Annotated in this window: 20 protein-coding genes; 14 read left to right on the forward strand and 6 right to left on the reverse strand. The window is 68.5% G+C overall.

Translation table 11 applies throughout. The annotated features are described in order from the left end of the window. Positions 1-68: 68 nt before the first annotated feature. Both GEM_RS03975 and GEM_RS03980 read right to left on the reverse strand, forming a co-directional pair. Positions 69-263, reverse strand: coding sequence for a zinc-finger domain-containing protein (locus GEM_RS03975; RefSeq protein WP_006749970.1), 195 nt, complete (start codon positions 261-263; stop codon positions 69-71). A gap of 50 nt (positions 264-313) precedes the next feature. After that, entirely contained in the window at positions 314-1,237 is a 924-nt protein-coding gene (locus tag GEM_RS03980) for a branched-chain amino acid transaminase (protein ID WP_014896163.1), read from the reverse strand. Between the two features lie 207 nt (positions 1,238-1,444). Between GEM_RS03980 and GEM_RS03985 the strand changes: the two genes are divergently transcribed. From GEM_RS03985 to GEM_RS03995, 3 genes are all read left to right on the forward strand, one after another. Next, positions 1,445-2,200: an AzlC family ABC transporter permease gene (locus tag GEM_RS03985; protein WP_014896164.1), complete on the forward strand. Its 756-nt coding sequence runs from the start codon at positions 1,445-1,447 to the stop codon at positions 2,198-2,200. Further along, positions 2,197-2,520: an AzlD domain-containing protein gene (locus GEM_RS03990; protein WP_014896165.1), complete on the forward strand. Its 324-nt coding sequence runs from the start codon at positions 2,197-2,199 to the stop codon at positions 2,518-2,520. The genes GEM_RS03985 and GEM_RS03990 overlap by 4 nt, the downstream gene beginning before the upstream one ends. Before the next feature lie 280 nt (positions 2,521-2,800). Then, positions 2,801-3,997, forward strand: coding sequence for a phosphoglycerate kinase (locus GEM_RS03995; protein ID WP_014896166.1), 1,197 nt, complete (start codon positions 2,801-2,803; stop codon positions 3,995-3,997). 157 nt (positions 3,998-4,154) lie between these two features. Here the strand turns inward: GEM_RS03995 and GEM_RS32115 are convergent, their stop codons facing one another. After that, on the reverse strand, positions 4,155-4,283 hold the full coding sequence (locus GEM_RS32115) for a hypothetical protein (protein ID WP_256097633.1): 129 nt from the start codon (positions 4,281-4,283) through the stop codon (positions 4,155-4,157). Between GEM_RS32115 and pyk the strand changes: the two genes are divergently transcribed. The 6 genes from pyk (at position 4,282) to GEM_RS04025 (ending at position 11,080) form a co-directional block, all read left to right on the forward strand. Next, complete coding sequence (gene pyk / locus GEM_RS04000; RefSeq protein ID WP_014896167.1) at positions 4,282-5,718, forward strand: pyruvate kinase; 1,437 nt, start codon at positions 4,282-4,284, stop codon at positions 5,716-5,718. The genes GEM_RS32115 and pyk overlap by 2 nt on opposite strands. Positions 5,719-6,030: 312 nt before the next feature. Next, positions 6,031-7,095 carry a class II fructose-bisphosphate aldolase gene (gene fba / locus GEM_RS04005; protein ID WP_014896168.1) on the forward strand — a complete coding sequence of 355 codons (1,065 nt, stop codon included), beginning with the start codon at positions 6,031-6,033 and terminating at the stop codon, positions 7,093-7,095. Between the two features lie 232 nt (positions 7,096-7,327). Next, positions 7,328-8,218, forward strand: coding sequence for a phosphoribosylaminoimidazolesuccinocarboxamide synthase (locus tag GEM_RS04010; protein ID WP_014896169.1), 891 nt, complete (start codon positions 7,328-7,330; stop codon positions 8,216-8,218). A 16-nt stretch (positions 8,219-8,234) separates the two neighbouring features. Beyond that, positions 8,235-8,756, forward strand: coding sequence for a 5-(carboxyamino)imidazole ribonucleotide mutase (purE, locus tag GEM_RS04015; RefSeq protein WP_014896170.1), 522 nt, complete (start codon positions 8,235-8,237; stop codon positions 8,754-8,756). Positions 8,757-8,844: 88 nt separating this feature from the next. Further along, positions 8,845-10,041 (forward strand): 5-(carboxyamino)imidazole ribonucleotide synthase, encoded by a 1,197-nt coding sequence (locus GEM_RS04020; protein WP_014896171.1) that lies wholly within the window; start codon positions 8,845-8,847, stop codon positions 10,039-10,041. A gap of 10 nt (positions 10,042-10,051) precedes the next feature. After that, on the forward strand, positions 10,052-11,080 hold the full coding sequence (locus GEM_RS04025) for an L-threonylcarbamoyladenylate synthase (RefSeq protein ID WP_014896172.1): 1,029 nt from the start codon (positions 10,052-10,054) through the stop codon (positions 11,078-11,080). An 87-nt stretch (positions 11,081-11,167) separates the two neighbouring features. On the opposite strand, the gene GEM_RS04030 is transcribed toward GEM_RS04025, so the two are convergent. From GEM_RS04030 to dacB, 3 genes are all read right to left on the reverse strand, one after another. After that, a complete protein-coding gene (locus GEM_RS04030; RefSeq protein ID WP_014896173.1) occupies positions 11,168-12,304 on the reverse strand; it encodes an SGNH/GDSL hydrolase family protein in 1,137 nt (378 codons plus the stop codon). 95 nt (positions 12,305-12,399) lie between these two features. Further along, entirely contained in the window at positions 12,400-13,314 is a 915-nt protein-coding gene (locus tag GEM_RS04035) for a sterol desaturase family protein (RefSeq protein WP_014896174.1), read from the reverse strand. Positions 13,315-13,595: 281 nt separating this feature from the next. After that, entirely contained in the window at positions 13,596-15,128 is a 1,533-nt protein-coding gene (dacB, locus tag GEM_RS04040) for a D-alanyl-D-alanine carboxypeptidase/D-alanyl-D-alanine-endopeptidase (protein ID WP_014896175.1), read from the reverse strand. Positions 15,129-15,312: 184 nt separating this feature from the next. Here dacB and GEM_RS04045 point away from each other — a divergent pair, with 184 nt between their 5' ends. The 5 genes from GEM_RS04045 to GEM_RS04065 all read left to right on the forward strand — a co-directional run bounded on the left by GEM_RS04045 (position 15,313) and on the right by GEM_RS04065 (position 19,947). Next, a complete protein-coding gene (locus GEM_RS04045; protein ID WP_041490448.1) occupies positions 15,313-15,975 on the forward strand; it encodes a response regulator in 663 nt (220 codons plus the stop codon). Between the two features lie 3 nt (positions 15,976-15,978). After that, positions 15,979-17,325: an ATP-binding protein gene (locus GEM_RS04050; protein WP_014896177.1), complete on the forward strand. Its 1,347-nt coding sequence runs from the start codon at positions 15,979-15,981 to the stop codon at positions 17,323-17,325. A 112-nt stretch (positions 17,326-17,437) separates the two neighbouring features. After that, positions 17,438-18,922, forward strand: coding sequence for a DegQ family serine endoprotease (locus tag GEM_RS04055; protein ID WP_014896178.1), 1,485 nt, complete (start codon positions 17,438-17,440; stop codon positions 18,920-18,922). Positions 18,923-19,016: 94 nt separating this feature from the next. After that, positions 19,017-19,451 carry a carboxypeptidase-like regulatory domain-containing protein gene (locus tag GEM_RS04060; protein WP_014896179.1) on the forward strand — a complete coding sequence of 145 codons (435 nt, stop codon included), beginning with the start codon at positions 19,017-19,019 and terminating at the stop codon, positions 19,449-19,451. A 136-nt stretch (positions 19,452-19,587) separates the two neighbouring features. Then, positions 19,588-19,947, forward strand: a complete 360-nt coding sequence (locus tag GEM_RS04065; RefSeq protein ID WP_014896180.1) for a DUF427 domain-containing protein — start codon at positions 19,588-19,590, stop codon at positions 19,945-19,947. Positions 19,948-19,971: the final 24 nt, after the last annotated feature.

Raw genomic sequence — 19,971 nt, forward strand, 5'->3', positions numbered from 1 at the left:
AGGGCGGCGCGCCGGGGCTCCCGGCTGCGCCGCCTCGCGAGCGGCGGGCCCGCAGGCCCGGCCGGGGCTCAGTGGCCCTTGACCACCTCGCCGTCGCGCAGCTTGTAGCGCGTCCCGCAGTACGGGCAGCGCGCCTCGCCGTGCGAGACGTCGATGAAGACGCGCGGGTGCGCGCTCCAGCGCGCCATGGCCGGGTTCGGGCAGTAAGCGGGGAGATCCTTGGCCGTCAGCTCGACCAGCGGCATTTCCTTGATTTCACTCATGAGACTTTCTCTTATCACTCTTTTGTAGGGCGGTCGGTGGCGCGGCGCGCTCAGACCTTCGTCAGCCAGTGCGCGTACTTCGCGTTCTTGCCCGACACGATATCGAAAAACGCCGACTGGAGCTTTTCCGTGACCGGGCCGCGCGCGCCGCTGCCGATCGTGCGGTTGTCGAGTTCGCGGATCGGCGTGACTTCGGCGGCCGTGCCCGTGAAGAACGCTTCGTCGGCCGTGTAGACCTCGTCGCGCGTGATGCGCTTCTCGATCACCTCGATGCCGGCGTCCTTCGCGAGCGTGATGATTGTGTCGCGCGTGATGCCGTCGAGGCACGACGCCAGGTCGGGCGTGTACAGCTTGCCGTTGTTCACGAGGAAGAAGTTCTCGCCGGAGCCTTCCGACACGTAGCCGTCGACGTCGAGCAGCAGCGCTTCGTCGTAGCCGTCGGCGGTCGCTTCCTGGTTCGCGAGGATCGAGTTCACGTACCAGCCCGACGCCTTCGCACGCACCATCGACACGTTCACGTGGTGGCGCGTGAACGACGACGTCTTCACGCGGATGCCCTTCGCGAGGCCGTCTTCGCCGAGGTACGCGCCCCACGGCCATGCGGCGATCGCGACGTGGATCGTGTTGCCCTTCGCGGACACGCCGAGCTTTTCCGAGCCGACCCAGATGATCGGGCGCAGGTAGCACGACTCGAGCTTGTTCTCGCGCACGACTTCCAACTGCGCGGCTTCGAGCGTTTCCCGGTCGAACGGCACGTCCATCTGGAAGATCTTCGCCGAATTCAGCAGACGTTTCGTGTGCTCCGGCAGGCGGAAGATCGCGGTGCTCCCGTCGGCCGTCTTGTACGCGCGCACGCCCTCGAAGACGCCCATGCCGTAGTGCAGCGTATGGGTCAGGACGTGGATCTTGGCGTCGCGCCAGTCGATCAGCTTGCCGTCCATCCAGATCTTGCCGTCGCGGTCGGCCATTGACATAGGATTCTCCTGGAAGCAGTGAGGTGCTGCGGGTTGTGTGCAGTGTTGAGCTGCAAAGACGCTTATTTTAGCGTCATTTGGTGTCGATCCGGTCGGTCGGCACGGGGCCGGGTCTATAATCGTCCGGCACCGATTCCAATAACGACGGGCCACGCCGGCAGGAGACGCCGGGGCTCGGACGAACCGCCCGCTGCGGCCCGCTTTCCCATGCTCGCTCGATTGTCCGCCACCGACCGCTTCGCGCTGATCCAGGGCGCGCGCGATTATTCCCCGACATTGATGGCGATCCTGTCCTGGGGGCTCGTCACCGGCATCGCGATGAGCAAGTCGGTGATGACGCTCGGGCAGGCGAGCGCGATGTCGATCTTCGTCTACGCGGGTTCGTCGCAGCTCGCGGTGCTGCCGCTCCTCGTCGCGAAGCTGCCGATCTGGACGATCCTGCTCACGGCCGCGATGGTCAACATGCGGTTCGTGATCTTCAGCGCCGGGCTTGCTCCCCATTTTTCCTACCTGCCGCTGTGGCGGCGCCTCGCGATCGGCTATTTCAACGGCGACGTGATCTACCTGCTGTTCCAGAAACAGGGCTTCGCGTACGGCCACGTGCCGGGCAAGGAAGCGTATTTCTGGGGGATGGCGCTCGCGAGCTGGGCGTCGTGGCAGGCGTCGTCGCTCGCCGGCATCCTGCTCGCGAGCTTCTTTCCCGCGAGCTGGGGCCTCGAACTGGCCGGCACGCTCGCGCTGATCCCGATCATGGTGTCGGCGGTCGCGAACCGCTCGACGCTCGCAGCCGTCGCGGTCGCGGGCATCGTGTCGCTCATCGCATTCGACCTGCCGTACCGGCTTGCGCTGCCGATCGCGGTGCTGGCCGCGCTCGCGGCCGGCTGCACGGCCGATTTCTTCGTCGAACGCGCCGACTGGCGGCGCATCCGCACCGAAACCGTGCACGAAAAGGAAGTCGAATGAGCGCGACGGAAATCTGGATCGTGATCGTCGGGATGACGATCGTCACGGCGGTCACGCGCGCGCTGTTCCTGATCGGCGGCGAGCGCACGGTGCTGCCCGAGCGCGCGCAGCGCGCGTTGCGCTACGCGCCGGCCGCCGCGCTCGTCGCGGTCGTGCTGCCCGACGTGCTCGAAACGCCGGCCGGGCTGTCGTTCGCGCTGTCCAACCATCCGTTCTACGCGGCGCTCGCCGGCCTCGGCTGGTTTTTGTGGCGGCGCAGCATGCTCGGCACGATCATCGTCGGGATGCTCGTCTTCACCGTGCTGCGCCTGATCTTCTGATTGACCACTGTTCAGGCCAGCCGGCCCTGAGCCGCTCGCGCACGCGCATTGTTGCGTTGCAGCAATATATCGCTTGCCGCGCGCGATCCCAAATAGGCGGAATTCGCCGCCGCACGGGTCAGTCTGCCGGGTGGATCGGCTAGAATGCCCGTTCGAGATTTTTTACCCGTGCGCGTCATGCGAACCGCCAGCCACGGCCGCATCCGGCGCCCTTACGCGGCAGCCCGCGCACGTCCAGCGTGAACCCCCTTTCCCCATCCACTACTTCAATCTGTTCAACATGAGCCAAGTCAAGCGTCTTACCGACCTGATCGCCGCCGGCCAGCTCGCCGGCAAGCGGGTGTTCATCCGCGCCGACCTGAACGTCCCGCAGGACGATCACGGCAACATCACCGAAGACACGCGCGTGCGCGCGTCCGTGCCGGCCATCCAGGCCGCGCTCGACGCCGGCGCGGCCGTGATGGTCACGTCGCACCTCGGTCGTCCGACCGAAGGCGAATTCAAGCCGGAAGACTCGCTCGCGCCGGTCGCGACGCGCCTCGCCGAGCTGCTCGGCCGTGACGTGCCGCTCGTCTCGAACTGGGTCGAGAACGGCGTGAACGTCGCGCCGGGCCAGGTCGTGCTGCTCGAGAACTGCCGCGTGAACAAGGGCGAGAAGAAGAATTCGGACGAGCTCGCGCAGAAGATGGCGAAGCTCTGCGACGTGTACGTGAACGACGCGTTCGGCACCGCGCACCGCGCGGAAGCGACCACCCACGGGATCGCGAAGTACGCGCCGGTCGCGTGCGCGGGCCCGCTGCTGGCCGCCGAACTCGACGCGCTCGGCAAGGCGCTCGGCAATCCGGCGCGTCCGCTGGTCGCGATCGTCGCCGGCTCGAAGGTGTCGACCAAGCTGACCATTCTCAAGTCGCTGGCCGGCAAGGTCGACCAGCTGATCGTCGGCGGCGGCATCGCGAACACGTTCATGCTCGCGGCCGGCCTGTCGATCGGCAAGTCGCTCGCGGAAGCCGATCTCGTCGCGGAAGCGAAGGCGATTATCGACGAAGCGCGCGAGCGCGGCGCGTCGGTGCCGATCCCGACCGACGTCGTGACGGCCAAGGAATTCTCGCCGACGGCCACGGCCACGGTGAAGCAGGTCGCCGACATCGAAGCGGACGACATGATCCTCGACATCGGCCCCGATACGGCCAAGGCGCTCGCGAGCCAGCTCGAGAAGGCCGGCACGATCGTGTGGAACGGCCCGGTCGGCGTGTTCGAGTTCGACCAGTTCGGCAACGGCACCAAGACGCTCGCAGAAGCCATCGCCAAATCGTCCGCGTTCTCGATCGCGGGTGGTGGCGACACGCTCGCGGCCATCGCGAAGTACGGCATCCACGATCAGGTCAGCTACATCTCGACGGGCGGCGGCGCCTTCCTCGAGTTCCTCGAGGGGAAGAAGCTGCCGGCAGTGGAAGTGCTCGAAACGCGGGCGGCCTGAGCGTGGCGGCGCGCGCAGGGGTGACCAGGGCCGCGCGCTCCGCGAAGGCGGAGCAGCCGGCCGGCGCGGGCAAGCGCAAACGCGCGCCCGCGCGGGCGAACTCAACCCCGCGCGCACCGGCGGCCGCCGGCGACGCGGCCGTGCAGCACCACGAGATTCAGAACAAAGCGATGCCGGGCGCAAGCACCGGCACGCCCCCCGGAACGGCCGCCGCTGGGCCCGCCGATTCCGGCTCTCGCAGCGTTTCACCCAGCGCATCCACCTTGATCCAGATGAGGAGTTTCATGCAGCGCGCCACCAAGATAGTCGCCACGATCGGCCCGGCTTCCAGTTCGCCGGAGATTCTGCTGCAGATGATGCAGGCGGGCCTCGACGTCGTGCGGCTCAATTTTTCGCACGGCACGGCCGACGATCACCGCCAGCGCGCCGAGATGGTGCGCGAGGCCGCCCGCAAGGTCGGCCGCGAGATCGCGATCATGGCCGACCTCCAGGGCCCGAAGATCCGGGTCGGCAAGTTCGAGAACGGCAAGACGACGCTCGTGCCCGGCCAGGCCTTCATCCTCGATGCTGGCTGCGAGCTCGGCAACGACGAGCGGGTCGGCCTCGACTACAAGGAACTGCCGCGCGACCTGAAGCCGGGCGACCTGCTGCTGCTGAACGACGGCCTGATCGTGCTGATCGTCGAGCGCGTGCTCGGTGACGAGATCCACACGATCGTCAAGGTGGGCGGCGAGCTGTCGAACAACAAGGGGATCAACCGCCAGGGCGGCGGCCTGTCGGCGCCTGCGCTGACCGCGAAGGACATGGAGGACATCCGCACGGCGATGTCGCTCGGCGCGGATCTGGTCGCGGTGTCGTTCCCGAAGAATGCCACCGACATGGAAATGGCGCGCCAGCTCGCGAACATCGCGGGCGCGCCGTACGGCATCAAGCCGAAGATGATCGCGAAGATCGAGCGCGCGGAGGCGATTCCGGCGCTGCAGAGCATCCTCGACGCGTCCGACGGCATCATGGTCGCGCGCGGCGACCTCGCGGTGGAAGTGGGCAACGCGGCCGTGCCGGCGCTGCAGAAGCGCATGATCCGGATGGCGCGCGAGTCGAACAAGCTCGTGATCACCGCGACGCAGATGATGGAATCGATGATCCACGCACCCGTGCCGACCCGCGCGGAAGTGTCGGACGTCGCGAACGCGGTGCTCGACGGCACCGATGCGGTGATGCTGTCGGCCGAGACGGCCGCCGGCAAGTATCCGGTCGTCACGATCGAAACGATGGCGGCCGTGTGCGTCGAGGCAGAAAAATCCGAGCACGTCGAACTCGACAAGGATTTCCTTGACCGCACGTTCACGCGGATCGACCAGTCGATCGCGATGGGCGCGCTGTTCACCGCCTATCACCTGGGCGCGAAGGCGATCGTCGCGCTGACCGAATCCGGCGCGACCGCGCTGTGGATGTCGCGTCACTACACGCACGTGCCGATCTTCGCGCTGACGCCGCGCGTCGGCAGCGAGCGCACCATGGCGCTGTACCGCAACGTGACGCCGCTGCACGTCGACTTCAACAGCGACCGCGACTCGGCGTTGCAGGCAGCGCTCGAGATCGTCGTCAAGCAGGGCTACGTGCAGCACGGCGACATGGTCGTGCTGACCGTCGGCGAGCCGATGGGGCAGGCGGGCGGCACCAACACGCTGAAGATCGTGCGGGTCGGCGAGCATTATTGAGCGCCGGAGCGCACCGGGCCGGTCCGTTGACCGGTCCACCGGCCGCCCGAGCTGATCGGGCACCGATTATTTGTCGAAAGCCGCGTGGGGTCCGATGCCCCGCGCGGCTTTTTTTCTGTTTTTTGCCCGCATTGTGCCGTGCGAAGGTAACAAAATGCGAGTACGCGCCACCGGGCGGTCGGAATCGGAGGCGCTTCGCGATAAAATGCGGCTATTCGACGCTCAGCCGCGCCGTGCCGCCCCGGTTTCGACGGGGGGCGAGCGCCGCGCCGGCGTCAGGGCGCACCGGTTTTCATTCCAAGGAGTTCCACAATGCCTCTCGTATCAATGCGTCAATTGCTGGACCACGCGGCAGAGCACGGTTACGGCCTGCCGGCCTTCAACGTGAACAACCTGGAGCAGGTCCAGGCGATCATGGCGGCGGCGGACCAGGTCGGCGCGCCCGTGATCATGCAGGCATCGGCCGGCGCGCGTAAGTACGCGGGCGAGCCGTTCCTGCGCCACTTGATCGAAGCGGCGGTCGAGTCGTATCCGCACATCCCGGTCGTGATGCACCAGGACCACGGCCAGTCGCCGGCGGTCTGCATGGGCGCGATCCGCAGCGGCTTCACCAGCGTGATGATGGACGGTTCGCTCGAAGCGGACGGCAAGACGGTCGCCTCGTACGAATACAACGTCGACGTGTCGCGCAAGGTCGTCGAGATGGCGCACTCGATCGGCGTGACGGTCGAAGCCGAACTCGGCGTGCTCGGCTCGCTCGAGACGATGAAGGGCGACAAGGAAGACGGCCACGGCGCGGAAGGCACGATGACCCGCGAGCAACTGCTGACCGATCCGGAGCAGGCAGCCGACTTCGTGAAGCTCACGCAGTGCGATGCGCTCGCGATCGCGATCGGCACGTCGCACGGCGCGTACAAGTTCTCGAAGAAGCCGACGGGCGACATCCTGTCGATCCAGCGCATCAAGGAAATCCACGCACGCATCCCGAACACGCACCTGGTGATGCACGGTTCGTCGTCGGTGCCGCAGGAACTGCTGGCCGAGATCCGCGAATTCGGCGGCGACATGAAGGAAACCTACGGCGTACCGGTCGAGGAAATCCAGGAAGGCATCAAGCACGGCGTGCGCAAGATCAACATCGACACCGACCTGCGTCTCGCGATCACCGGCGCGATCCGCCGCTACCTGTTCGAGAACCCGGGCAAGTTCGATCCGCGCGACTACCTGAAGCCCGCGCGCGAAGCGGCGAAGCAGGTGTGCGTCGACCGCTACCTCGCGTTCGGCTGCGAAGGCCAGGCCGCGAAGATCAAGCCGGTGTCGCTCGACAAGATCGCCGAACAGTACAAGTCCGGCGCGCTCGCGCAGGTCGTGCGCTGAGACTGTAGTACGATTGCCCCGCCCGGTTTTGCCGCCGGGCCGGGGCTGACTGCCCCGGGGCCCGATCTGATCCGGCCCCGGCAGCCGTTCCGTCCGGCCGAACGAGGGCCGGCCGGCAGCCACCGGGCATGATCGCCCGGCGGTTCGCCGACGCATTGCAAGACCGCCGTTCCCGCCTGCCGCGGGGAACGGCGTTTCCCTTTTTGTTTGGCTCCTTATCTGCGAAAAGACGATGTCTACCCTTTACGAATCCACGCTCCGCTCGCTGCCGCTCCTCGGTCGCGGCAAGGTCCGCGACAACTACGCGGTCGGCAACGACAAGCTCCTGATCGTCACGACCGATCGCCTGTCGGCATTCGACGTGATCATGGGCGAGCCGATTCCGAACAAGGGCCGCGTGCTGAACCAGATGGCCAACTTCTGGTTCGACAAGCTCGCGCACATCGTGCCGAACCACCTGACGGGCGACGCGCCGGAAGCGGTCGTCGCGGCCGACGAGGTCGAGCAGGTCAAGGGCCGCGGTGTGGTCGTCAAGCGCCTCGAGCCGATCATGATCGAGGCGGTCGTGCGCGGCTACCTGGCCGGCAGCGGCTGGAAGGAATACCAGGCGTCGGGCGCCGTGTGTGGCGTCCAGCTGCCGGAAGGCCTGCAGAACGCGCAGAAGCTGCCCGAGCCGATCTTCACGCCGGCCGCGAAGGCCGAGCTCGGCGAGCACGACGAGAACATCACGTTCGAGGAAACCGAGCGCCGCATCGGCACCGAGCTGGCCGCGACGATCCGCGACATCTCGATCAAGCTGTACAAGGAAGCGGCCGACTACGCGGCGACGCGCGGCATCATCATCGCCGACACGAAGTTCGAATTCGGCCTCGACAACCACGGCAAGCTGTACCTGATGGACGAAGTGCTGACGGCCGATTCGTCGCGCTTCTGGCCGGCCGACCAGTACCAGGTCGGTACCAACCCGCCGTCGTTCGACAAGCAGTTCGTGCGCGACTGGCTCGAGGCGCAGCCGTGGGGCAAGACCGCGCCGGCGCCGGCGCTGCCGGCCGACGTCGTCGAGAAGACGGCCGCGAAGTACCAGGAAGCGCTCGAGCGCATCACCGGCCAGCCGCTTGCCTGAGCGAGGAACGCACGACATGAGTGAAGTCCAGACCGCCCACACGCACAGCGCGCCGCTCGTCGGCGTGCTGATGGGTTCGAATTCCGACTGGGACGTGATGAAGAACGCGGTAGCGATCCTGCAGGAATTCGGCGTGCCGTACGAAGCGAAGGTGGTATCCGCGCACCGGATGCCCGACGAGATGTTCGACTACGCGGAGAAGGCGCGCGAGCGCGGGCTGCGTGCGATCATCGCGGGCGCCGGCGGCGCCGCGCACCTGCCCGGCATGCTCGCCGCGAAGACCACGGTGCCGGTGCTCGGCGTGCCGGTCGCGAGCAAGTACCTGAAGGGCGTCGATTCGCTGCACTCGATCGTGCAGATGCCGAAGGGCGTGCCGGTCGCGACGTTCGCGATCGGCGAGGCCGGCGCCGCGAATGCCGCGCTGTTCGCGGTGTCGATCCTGTCCGGCACGTCGGTCGACTACGCGAACCGGCTCGCCGCGTTCCGCGTGCGCCAGAACGAAGCCGCGCACGCGATGGTGCTGCCGCCGCTGGCATGACGGCGCACCGGCGGCCGCACTGCCATTCCGGCGGCCGCCTGACCCTCCCCACTGCGGCGGGCAGCGCCCGCCGCGATCGACCACTGACATGACCGCAACTCCTGATTCCGTTTCCCCGATCCTGCCCGGCGCGTGGCTGGGCATGGTCGGCGGTGGCCAGCTCGGCCGCATGTTCTGCTTTGCCGCCCAGTCGATGGGCTATCGCGTCGCCGTGCTCGATCCCGATCCGACGAGCCCCGCCGGCACGGTCGCCGACCGCCACCTGCGCGCGGCCTACGACGACGAAGCCGCGCTGGCCGAACTGGCCGAACTGTGCGATGCCGTGTCGACGGAATTCGAGAACGTGCCGGCCGCGAGCCTCGATTTCCTCGCGCGCACGACGTTCGTCGCGCCGGCCGGCCGCTGCGTCGCGGTCGCGCAGGACCGGATCGCGGAGAAGCGTTTCATCGAGGCCTCGGGCGTGCCGGTCGCACCGCACGTCGTGATCGAATCGGCGGCGGCGCTCGCCGCGCTCGACGATGCCGCGCTCGACGCGGTGCTGCCGGGCATCCTGAAGACGGCGCGCCTCGGCTACGACGGCAAGGGCCAGGTGCGCGTGAGCACCGCGCGGGAAGCGCGCGACGCGCATGCGGCGCTCGGCGGCGTGCCGTGCGTGCTGGAAAAGCGCCTGCCGCTGAAATACGAAGTGTCCGCGCTGATCGCGCGCGGCGCGGACGGCCGCTCGGCCGCGTTCCCGCTCGCGCAGAACGCGCACCACAACGGCATCCTCGCGCTGACGATCGTGCCGGCGCCGGCCGCCGATGCCGCGCGCGTCGAGGAGGCGCAGCAGGCGGCCGTACGGATCGCCGATACGCTCGGCTACGTCGGCGTGCTGTGCGTCGAATTCTTCGTGCTGGAAGACGGCTCGTTCGTCGCGAACGAGATGGCACCGCGCCCGCACAACTCCGGCCACTACACGGTCGATGCGTGCGCAACGAGCCAGTTCGAGCAGCAGGTGCGCGCGATGACGCGCATGCCGCTCGGCAACCCGCGCCAGCACTCGCCGGCCGCGATGCTGAACATCCTTGGCGACGTGTGGTTCCCGAACGGTGCGGCGGCCGATGCCGTCACGCCGCCATGGGACACGGTCGCCGCGATGCCGGCCGCGCACCTGCACCTGTACGGCAAGGAAGAAGCGCGCGTCGGCCGCAAGATGGGCCACGTGAACTTCACGGCCGAGACGTGCGACGAGGCCGTCGCCGCCGCCACCGCGTGCGCGCAGCTGCTGCGCGTGCCGCTCGACTGAGGCGCCAGCCGTGTCCATCGATCTCCCGAACTCCGTGACGCCCGCGCAGATCGACGCGGCTGCCGCGCTGCTCGACGTGGGCCAGCTCGTCGCGTTCCCGACCGAAACCGTTTACGGGCTCGGTGGCGACGCGGCGAATCCCGAGGCCGTCGCGCGCATCTACGCGGCGAAAGGGCGCCCCGCGAACCATCCGGTGATCGTGCATCTGCCGCCCGGCGGCGATCCCGGCTACTGGGCCGACGACCTGCCGGCCGATGCGCTGGCGCTGATCGATGCATTCTGGCCCGGTCCGCTCACGCTGATCCTGAAGCGCCACGCGCGCATCCCCGACGCCGTGAGCGGCGGCCAGGATTCGGTCGGCCTGCGCTGCCCGTCGCATCCGGTCGCGCAGGCGCTGCTGGCCGCGTTCAGCGCGCGGCGCGGCGGCCACGGCGGCGTCGCTGCGCCGTCCGCGAACCGCTTCGGCCACGTGAGCCCGACCACCGCACAGCACGTGCGCGACGAATTCGGCGACACGGTGCACGTGCTCGACGGCGGCGCGTCCGAAGTCGGCATCGAATCGACGATCCTCGACCTGTCGCGCGGCTTCCCGGCGCTGCTGCGCCCGGGGCACGTGACGCCGCAGCAGATTGCCGACGTGCTCGGCCGCGCGCCGCGCCTGCCCGACGGCAGCGACGCGACCGCGCCGCGCGCGTCCGGTACGCTGAAGGCCCATTACGCACCGCGCACGCCGCTTGCGCTGCTGCCGTTCGACGCACTCGAGCCGCTGCTGGCGGCCGCGCAGACCGACGGCGAACGCGTTGCGCTCGTCGCGCGCGCATCGCGCGCGGGGCGCTGGGCGCAGGCCGACGGCGTGCATTTCGTCGCGGCGCCGGAAGATCCGCAGGCGTATGCGCGCGACCTGTACGGCATGCTGCGCGCGCTCGACCGCGCGCAGGTCGCACGCATCCTCGTCGAGAAGCTGCCCGAGACCGTCGAGTGGATCGCGGTCAACGATCGTCTCGGCCGTGCGGCCGCGGCATTCGAAGCGCGCGACTGACACCGCCTGCCGCACTCGATCCGGAAATGAAAAACGCCCGACCGGCAAACCAGTCGGGCGTTTTCGTTTGCGCGCGTGACCGGCGGCTTACTTGCCGACGCCGGACTTCGCGATCTGCTGTTCGGCGTACTGCGCGAACAGCGCGTGCAGGTGCGTCGTCGGGTGGACCGTGTCGGCGAACATGTAGGTCTGGTCCGCGTTCGCGACCGTGTAGGTCTGCGGCGAGCAGAACAGCGACTGGCCGAATGCGGTCGGGTTCGCGACACCGTACTGGGTGGCCGCCGCGACCATCGCCTTCAGGTTGCACGCGGTGTCGGTATTCGACACGCTGAAGCCGTTCGCCTGGTAGTTGGCCGCGATGCCGTCCTGCCACGTGAACGAATCGATCACCGCGTACTTCGTCGTGTCGACCTTCAGCGCAGCCAGCGTGCCGACCAGAGTCTGGTTGAACAGCCCCGTCAGTTGCGTGAACACGGCCTGCGTGCCGCTCTGCAGCGCGAACGGTGTGCCGCCGATGTCAGGCACGTTCGCGACGAACACGTGCGTTGCGCCGGCCGCGACGATCTGCTGGACGATGCCGCCGAGCTGCTGCGCGGCGAGGCCGATCGCCTGCGCGGCCGCGAGTTGCGCGGCCGGCGTGTTGCCTTGCGCCTGCGCGACCTGCGCCTGATAGAAGATGTCGTTCGCGCCGCCGTTGATCAGCACGATCTGGCCTGCGTTGAAGCTGCCGTGCTGCGACAGGTACTGCTTGACCTGGTCGGCGACCGGCGTGGTCGTGGCCTGTGCGTAGTCGGCGTTCGGGACGCTTGCGTCCGCGTGGCCGAGGCCCGGCTGCTGCGTCACGCGCGAGCCGCCCTGCGCGTAGCCGAGGCCGCCCGTGGCCTGCAGCGGAATGCCGAAGCCGCCCTGGTTCGCGGGCTGCAGCGTGTCGCCGTAGTACTGCGCGACGTCCTGCGTCCATACCTGGCCGGGGTTGGTCGTGAAGCGGCCGCCGCCGAAGCCGAGCTTGATCTGCGAGTAGGTGCCGGCGTCCTGCAGGCTGTCGCCGAACGACACGATCTGCATTTTCACGCCGGACGGCGGCGTGTTCGATGCGCTGCTGTTGTTGTCGTCGCCACCGCCGCATGCGGCGAGCAGTGCGAGCGCGGCGCCCGCGATCGCGACCTGCGCGGTGCGCAGCAGGCGTTGCGGTTTGCGCGACGGGGTAGGTTGTCGTGACTGCATCGATGGATCTCCTCGTAGATATGGCCCGATGTATGGTGCATCTGTCGCGTGCCCGCTCAGGTTCGGGCTGCACGGCGGCCGTTGGCTGAAGTGGTTTATTGGTCGCGCACGGCCGCGGACGGCGCGGTGCGCGGATCGTGGTGTACGGCTTCGGCGCTCTGCGCATGATAAGTGCTCGCCCATTCGGGCGGGCCGAAAATCGCGCGCAGCTTGTTGCGCCATCCGTCGACGCGCAACGTGTCGGCCGCCATCGACACCCACTCGTGAAATGTCGCGACGAGCGGGTTGTTCGAGCCGAGCGGCTCGACGATGCCGTACTGCGGCGGATCGCCGGGCGATTCCTCGACGTAGCTGCCGAACAGGCGGTCCCAGATCACGAGTACACCTGCGTAATTGCGGTCGATGTAGCGCGGGTTGCGCGCATGATGCGCGCGATGGATCGACGGCGTGTTGAACACGTATTCGAGCCAGCCGAGCTTGCCGATTGCCTGCGTATGCACGAAGAACTGGAACGCGAGGTTGATCAGCACGATGCCGACGATCTGCTGCGGCGGAAAGCCGAGTAGCGCGAGCGGCAGCCAGAACACCCACATGCCCGCGACGGGATACATCAGGCTCTGCCGGAACGCGGTCGAGAAATTCATCCGCTCGGACGAGTGGTGCACGACGTGCGCGGCCCACAGCCAGCGCACGCGATGGCTCGCGCGATGGAACACGTAGTAGAGGAAATCCTGGCCGACGAACAGCACGGCGAACGACAGCCAGCCGTCGTGCCACGTGAACAGCCGGAAGTGTGCGTAGCAGTACGCATAAACGGGGATCACGATCAGCCACGCGAGCTTGTCGGCGCCCTGGTGCATCAGCGCGAGGGCCGCGTTGCACAGCGTGTCGCGCCACGCATAGACATGGTCCTGCGCACGCGTGCGGGCGAGGTGCCAGGCTTCCCACGCGATGCAGAGCAGGAAGACGGGCGCCAGCGCGAGCAGAAGCAATTCGACGTCGAATCGCATGGACGTGTCTCCTCCTTTCCCCTGCAAGCCGTGAGGCCGGGCGTGTCGCCCGTTGTAGATATCGGTCAGGGCATCAGCCTACGCAATCGCCACGCGCTAGGCGAGAGGGGAGCGTAGAGGGTTCCCTCTGAGGACAGGGTTTCTACGGAAGCCGCACGGCACGGGGGCGGACGGTGCGGCCCCGCTTTACGGACGAGAATCGGGCGCGGGACGGGCGGCCGTGGCGGCCGATGGAAGGCGAGGCCGGCGCGCGCGTCGCCGCGCGTGCGCCGGCCGGGGCGTCAGTGTGCGCCCGTGTAGATCCATTCGAGCAGCGAGTCGTGCGCGGCGCGCGCGCCTTCCGCATGATCGTTGTTGATGAAGCTGACGACGATGTAGCTCTGGCCGTCGGCGCCGGCCACGTAGCCCGCGATCGCGCGCACGTCGCGCAGCGTGCCGGTCTTGATGTGCGCGTTGCCGAGCACGCCGGCGTTGGTGAGGCGGTTCTTCATCGTGCCGTCGATGCCGGCGATCGGCAGCGAATCGATGAACGCCTGCGCGACGGGGCTCGCGTTCGCGGCCTGCAGCAGCGCGGCGAGCGACAGCGCGCTCACGTGTTCTTCGCGCGACAGGCCCGAGCCGTTCTCGAGCGCAAGGTCGGGCATCGCGATGCCGTTCTTCTGCAGGAACGCCTGGATCGCGCGGCTCGACTGCTCGGGAGTCGCGGGCGGCTTGCCGGCGACCGCGCCGATCGTCAGGAACAGGTTGCGCGCCATCACGTTGTTGCTGAACTTGTTGATGTCGTAGACGATGCTGCCGAGCACCGGGCTGTGATGCACGGCGAGCGGCCGCGCGGTGGTCGGCACCTTGCCTTCGCTCACGGGCCCCGTGATCGTGCCGCCGTCCTGCTGCCACAGCGCGAGGAAGCCGCGTGCGAAGAACGTCGTGTGATCGAGGATCGCGAGATTGGTCGTGCGCGCGCCGCAGCGCAGCGGATAGTCGCCGGCGAACGACGCGGTCATGATCGGGCCGCCGGCCGACAGCGTCGGGCGCGCGGCCGCGGCGGCCGCGCCGCACGACCCCGTGCCTTCGTACAGCTGATTGTCGATCGACAGGTTCGCGAGCGGCGGCAGCACGTCGACGGCCACCTTGCCGTCGTCGCCCGGCGTGACCGTGAACGACACGGCCTTGAACGCGTACAGCAGCGGATCGGGGCCGACGTTGTACGGCGCGCTCACGTCGTCGTCGAACGACGGCAGGTCGCGCGTCGACGCGGCGAAATAACTCTTGTCGAGCACGAGGCCGCCGGCCACGCGCTTGATGCCCGCCTTGCGGATCTTGTCGACGAGGTCGATCAGTTCCTCGGGGACGAGCTTCGGATCGCCGGTGCCCTTGATGTACAAGTTGCCCTGCAGCGTGCCGTCCGGGTCGACCGGGCCGTCCGCATACGCGGTGGTGCGCCAGCGGAAGTCGGGGCCGAGGATCGACAGGCCCGAGAACGTCGTGACGAGTTTCATCGTCGACGCCGGCAGCATCGGCTGGCTTGCGTTCCACGCGATCAGCGGCTCGGGATTGCCGACCCGCTCGACGACGACGCTCATCGCCGATGCCGGCACGTTCGCGCGCTGCAGCGCGACGAGCACGGACGCCGGCAGGCCGGCCGCGCGCGCGGCCGGCGACACGACGGCGGTCTTGCGCGCTTCCTTGTGGGGCTTCTTGCGGGCCTGCGCGGACGGTGAGAACGCAAGGGCCGTGCAGGTGGCGACGACGGCGGCCGCGCGCACGCAGAGGCGGGCGCGGGGGGCGAACCGGGCGGAAAGATCGGAAATCGGCATGGGTGAATACGGGAAAAGCACGGTGCTCGGGCAGGGCGCGCGCGGCGCCGGAGCGCACATTGTAGAGACAAGTCCGCACGCGCCCCTCGCAACCGGCCTTTCTGTTGCATTGCAGGGGCCGCGCGCGCGATGCGCGGCGCTACAATGGTCGCCATGTTTTATTCGCCGATGGGTTCCAGTTCCGATGCGGATTCTGCTTGTTGAAGACGATCGAATGATTGCCGAAGGCGTACGCAAGGCGCTGCGCTCCGACGGCTTCGCGGTCGACTGGGTGCAGGACGGCGACGCGGCGCTCACGGCGCTCGGCGGCGAGACGTACGACCTGCTGCTGCTCGATCTCGGCCTGCCGAAGCGCGACGGCATCGACGTGCTGCGCACGCTGCGCGCGCGCGGGCTGTCGCTGCCGGTGCTGATCGTCACCGCGCGCGACGCGGTCGCCGATCGCGTGAAGGGGCTCGACGCGGGCGCCGACGACTACCTCGTCAAGCCGTTCGACCTCGACGAACTGGGCGCACGGATGCGCGCGCTGATCCGCCGCCAGGCGGGGCGCAGCGAGTCGCTGATCCGCCACGGCGCGCTGACGCTCGATCCCGCGTCGCACCAGGTGACGCTCGACGGTGCGCCCGTCGCGCTGTCCGCGCGCGAGTTCGCGCTGCTGGAGGCGCTGCTCGCGCGGCCCGGCGCAGTGCTGTCGAAGAGCCAGCTCGAGGAGAAGATGTACGGCTGGGGCGAGGAGATCGGCAGCAACACGGTCGAGGTCTACATCCACGCGCTGCGCAAGAAGCTCGGTTCGGACCTGATCCGCAACGTGCGCGGGCTCGGCTACATGGTCGTCAAGGAAAGCTGACGCGTGAGGTCGATTCGTCATCAATTGCTGATCTGGCTGCTCGCGATCGTCGTCGCGGGCGTGGGTATCGCGGGCTGGCTGATCTACCGGCAGGCGCTCGCCGAGGCGAACGAGCTGTTCGACTACCAGCTGCAGGAAATCGCCGCGGCGCTGCCGTCCGAACCGTTCTCGCAGGTGTTCGGCTCGCGCACCAACGGCGACGAAGGCATCGTGATCCAGATCTGGAACCGCAACGGCGTGCTGATGTACTTCTCGCATCCGCGCGCGCCGATCGCGCCGCGCGCGGAACTCGGCTTCTCGACCGAGCGCACCGATCGCGGCGAATGGCGCGTGTACGGCGCGATCGTCGGCGACAACGTCGTGCAGCTCGCGCAGCCGCTGTCGGTGCGCAACCGGCTCGCGGCGAACGTCGCGCTGCGCACGCTGTGGCCGCTGATCGTGCTGCTGCCGTTCCTCGGCGCGGCGGTCTGGATGATCGTGGGGCAAGGGCTCGCGCCGCTTGAGCGCCTCACGCGCGCGGTCGAGGCGCGCCGGCCGGAGGCGCTCGATCCGTTGCCCGACCAGCGTTTGCCGCTCGAGGTGCAGCCGCTCGTGCGCGCGCTCAACGGGCTGCTCGCCCGGTTGTCGGCGGCGCTCGACACGCAGAAGGCGTTCGTCGCCGATGCCGCGCACGAGCTGCGCACGCCGCTCGCGGCCGTGCAGATCCAGGCGCAGCTCGTCGCACGCGCGAAGGACGACACGTCGCGCCGCGAGGCGGTCGCCGATCTGCAGGACGGCGTCACGCGCGCGACGCGCCTCGCCGAGCAGCTGCTCGCGCTCGCGCGCGCCGAGCCGGACGGCGCGACGATGCGCGAGCCGGTCGACCTGCAGGCGCTGCTCGCCGAATGCGTGGCCGCGCATGCGCCGCTCGCGCAGCGCCACCACATCGATCTCGGCTTCGAGGAGACGCGCGCGGCGAGCGTCGTCGCGGACGTCGGCGCGTTGCGCGTGATGTTCGGCAACCTGCTCGACAACGCGGTGAAGTACACGCCCGACGGCGGGCGCATCGACGTGTCGCTGACGCGCGACGCGGCCGGGCGCGCCTGCGTGCAGATCGGCGACAGCGGGCCCGGTATCCCGGCCGACGAGCGCGAGCGCGTGTTCGATCGCTTCTACCGCGACAGCTCCGCGCGGGCGCGCACCGACGTATCGGGCAGCGGGCTCGGGCTCGCGATCGTCAAGCGCGTCGCGACGCAGCAGGGCGCGACGGTGTCGCTCGGCGACGCGGCCGCGGGCGGCCTGCTCGTGAGCGTCGTGTTCCGTGACGCTGCGCTGCCGGCGCAGGCGCCGCAGGCGTCCGAATCCGTGTGAAGAATGGCGCCGCCGGTGCGGCGCCAGCCGGCTTGAGCCTCGACCAAGGCCGATTAAGCCTCCTTTAAGTCAGGGTCGTTACGCTGCGACCTAACAACGAGGAGGTCCTACGATGAACACCCGATTCCTTGCGCGCGGCGCCGTCGCGGTCGCCGTGGCGGCCGCCCTGTCCGCCGGCTATGTCGCAGGCACCCGCCGCGCCGATCCGCAGATCATCACGCCCGCGCAGGCGGCCGCGCTGATGCCGGCCGAGGCCGCGGCGAAGACCGGCATCCCCGATTTCTCCGGGCTGGTCGAAACCTACGGCCCGGCGGTCGTGAACATTAGCGCGAAGCACGTCGTGAAGCAGGTGTCGCGACGCGTGCCGCAGCCGCAACTGCCAATTGACCCGAGCGATCCGTTCTATCAGTTCTTCAAGCACTTCTACGGCCAGATGCCGGGCATGGGCGGTGACGCGCAGCAGGACGACCAGCCGAGCGCGAGCCTCGGTTCGGGATTCATCATCAGCTCCGACGGGTACATCCTCACCAATGCGCACGTGATCGACGGCGCGAACGTGGTCACGGTCAAGCTGACCGACAAGCGCGAGTACAAGGCGAAGGTCGTCGGCGCCGACAAGCAGTCCGACGTCGCGGTGCTGAAGATCGACGCGGGCGGCCTGCCGACCGTGAAGATCGGCGATCCGGCGCAGAGCAAGGTCGGCCAGTGGGTCGTCGCGATCGGTTCGCCGTACGGCTTCGACAACACGGTCACGTCCGGCATCATCAGCGCGAAATCGCGCGCGCTGCCCGACGAGAACTACACGCCGTTCATCCAGACCGACGTGCCGGTGAACCCCGGCAACTCGGGCGGTCCGCTGTTCAACCTGCAGGGCGAGGTGATCGGCATCAACTCGATGATCTATTCGCAGACGGGCGGCTTCCAGGGCCTGTCGTTCGCGATTCCGATCAATGAGGCGATCAAGGTCAAGGACGAGCTCGTCAAGACGGGCCACGTAAGCCGCGGCCGCCTCGGCGTCGCCGTACAGGGGCTGAACCAGACGCTCGCGAGCTCGTTCGGGCTGCAGAAGCCGGACGGCGCGCTCGTCAGCTCGGTCGACGCGAACGGCCCGGCCGCGAAGGCCGGCCTGCAGCCGGGCGACGTGATTCTGGCGGTCAACGGCTCGCCGGTTGCCGACTCCTCGGCGCTGCCCGCGCAGATCGCCAACCTCAAGCCCGGCTCGAAGGCCGACCTGCAGGTGTGGCGTGACAAGTCGAAGAAGTCGATCAGCGTGACGCTCGGCGCGATGACCGACGCGAAGCTGGCGTCGAACGACGGCGGCCCGGTCGAGCAGGGGCGCCTCGGCGTCGCGGTCCGTCCGCTCACGCCGCAGGAGCGCAGCGCCAGCAACCTGTCGCACGGGCTGATCGTCCAGCAGGCCGGCGGCCCGGCGGCCACTGCCGGTATTCAGCCCGGCGACGTGATCCTCGCGGTCAACGGCCGCCCGGTCACGAGTCCCGAGCAGTTGCGCGATGCGGTCAAGGGAGCAGGCAACAGTCTTGCTCTGCTGATCCAACGCGACAATGCACAGATCTTCGTGCCGGTCGACCTGAGCTGACGGTCACCGTTGCGGGCCGGCCCCGGCCGGCCGTGGCGGGCGCCGTCGGCGTTCGGCCGCGTGGTGCTGTGTTCCGACCCGAAAGGAGAGAGCCATGCAATATCTACGCAACGTGTCCCGATTTGCCGTCGCCGCGGCACTGGCCGCCGGCTTCGCGGCCGCGCCTGGTGCGTACGCGCAATCGGACGGCTTGCCCGCGGCGAGCCAGCAGGGCGATGTCAGCTACGTGTCAGGCGGTATCGGCAAGGACCAGTCGACGGCATTCGAGAGCAACGAGTCGGTGTGGCCGCTGGCGCTGCGCTTCACCGGCAAGGGCGGCGAATACCTGGCCGACGTCCATGTGCGGATCGTCGATGGCCAGGGCACCGAACTGCTGAAGACGGATGCGCGCGGGCCGTACATGCTCGTGAAGCTGCCGCCGGGGCGCTACACCGTGCATGCGTCGTACCAGGGTAGCGATGAGGCGCGCGCGGTCACGGTCGGCGCGAAGGGCGGCGCGAAAGCCGCGTTCCAGTGGAGTGCACAGTAGCGCATCGCGCGCGGCGCCGGTCGGGGTCGCGCAATTGGATGAAGTTTCGCCCATAATGAAAGCCACGGCACTCGTGCCGTGGCTTTTTCGTTTCCTGCGCCCGGCTTGCCCGCCGAGGCCGCCCGGAGGAGAAACGATGTCCGATGCCGCCGACCCTCGCCTCGAAATCATGCCGAACCGCCATCGCGTGCGCGTGATCCATCGCGGCATCACGTACGCCGATTCGCACGGCGCGCTGACCGTGCGCGAAACGGGCTTGCCGGACATCCATTACCTGCCGCGCGGCGACGTCAACATGCGCAGGCTCGTGAAGTCGAGCATCACGACGACCTGCCCGCTGAGGGGGCGGGCCGTGCATTTCGATCTACAGACGGAAGACGGCGTGATCGAGAACGCCGCATGGAGTTACGAGGAACCGAAGGAGGCCGCGTTCGCGCTCGCGCACTACGTCGCCTTCGATGTCGCACGGGTCGACTGTCTCGTCGAGACGTCCTGATGCGGCGCGCGTTCATCGGGGAGG

It is taken from the genome of Burkholderia cepacia GG4 (assembly GCF_000292915.1).
Classification (GTDB): Bacteria; Pseudomonadota; Gammaproteobacteria; order Burkholderiales; family Burkholderiaceae; genus Burkholderia; species Burkholderia cepacia_D.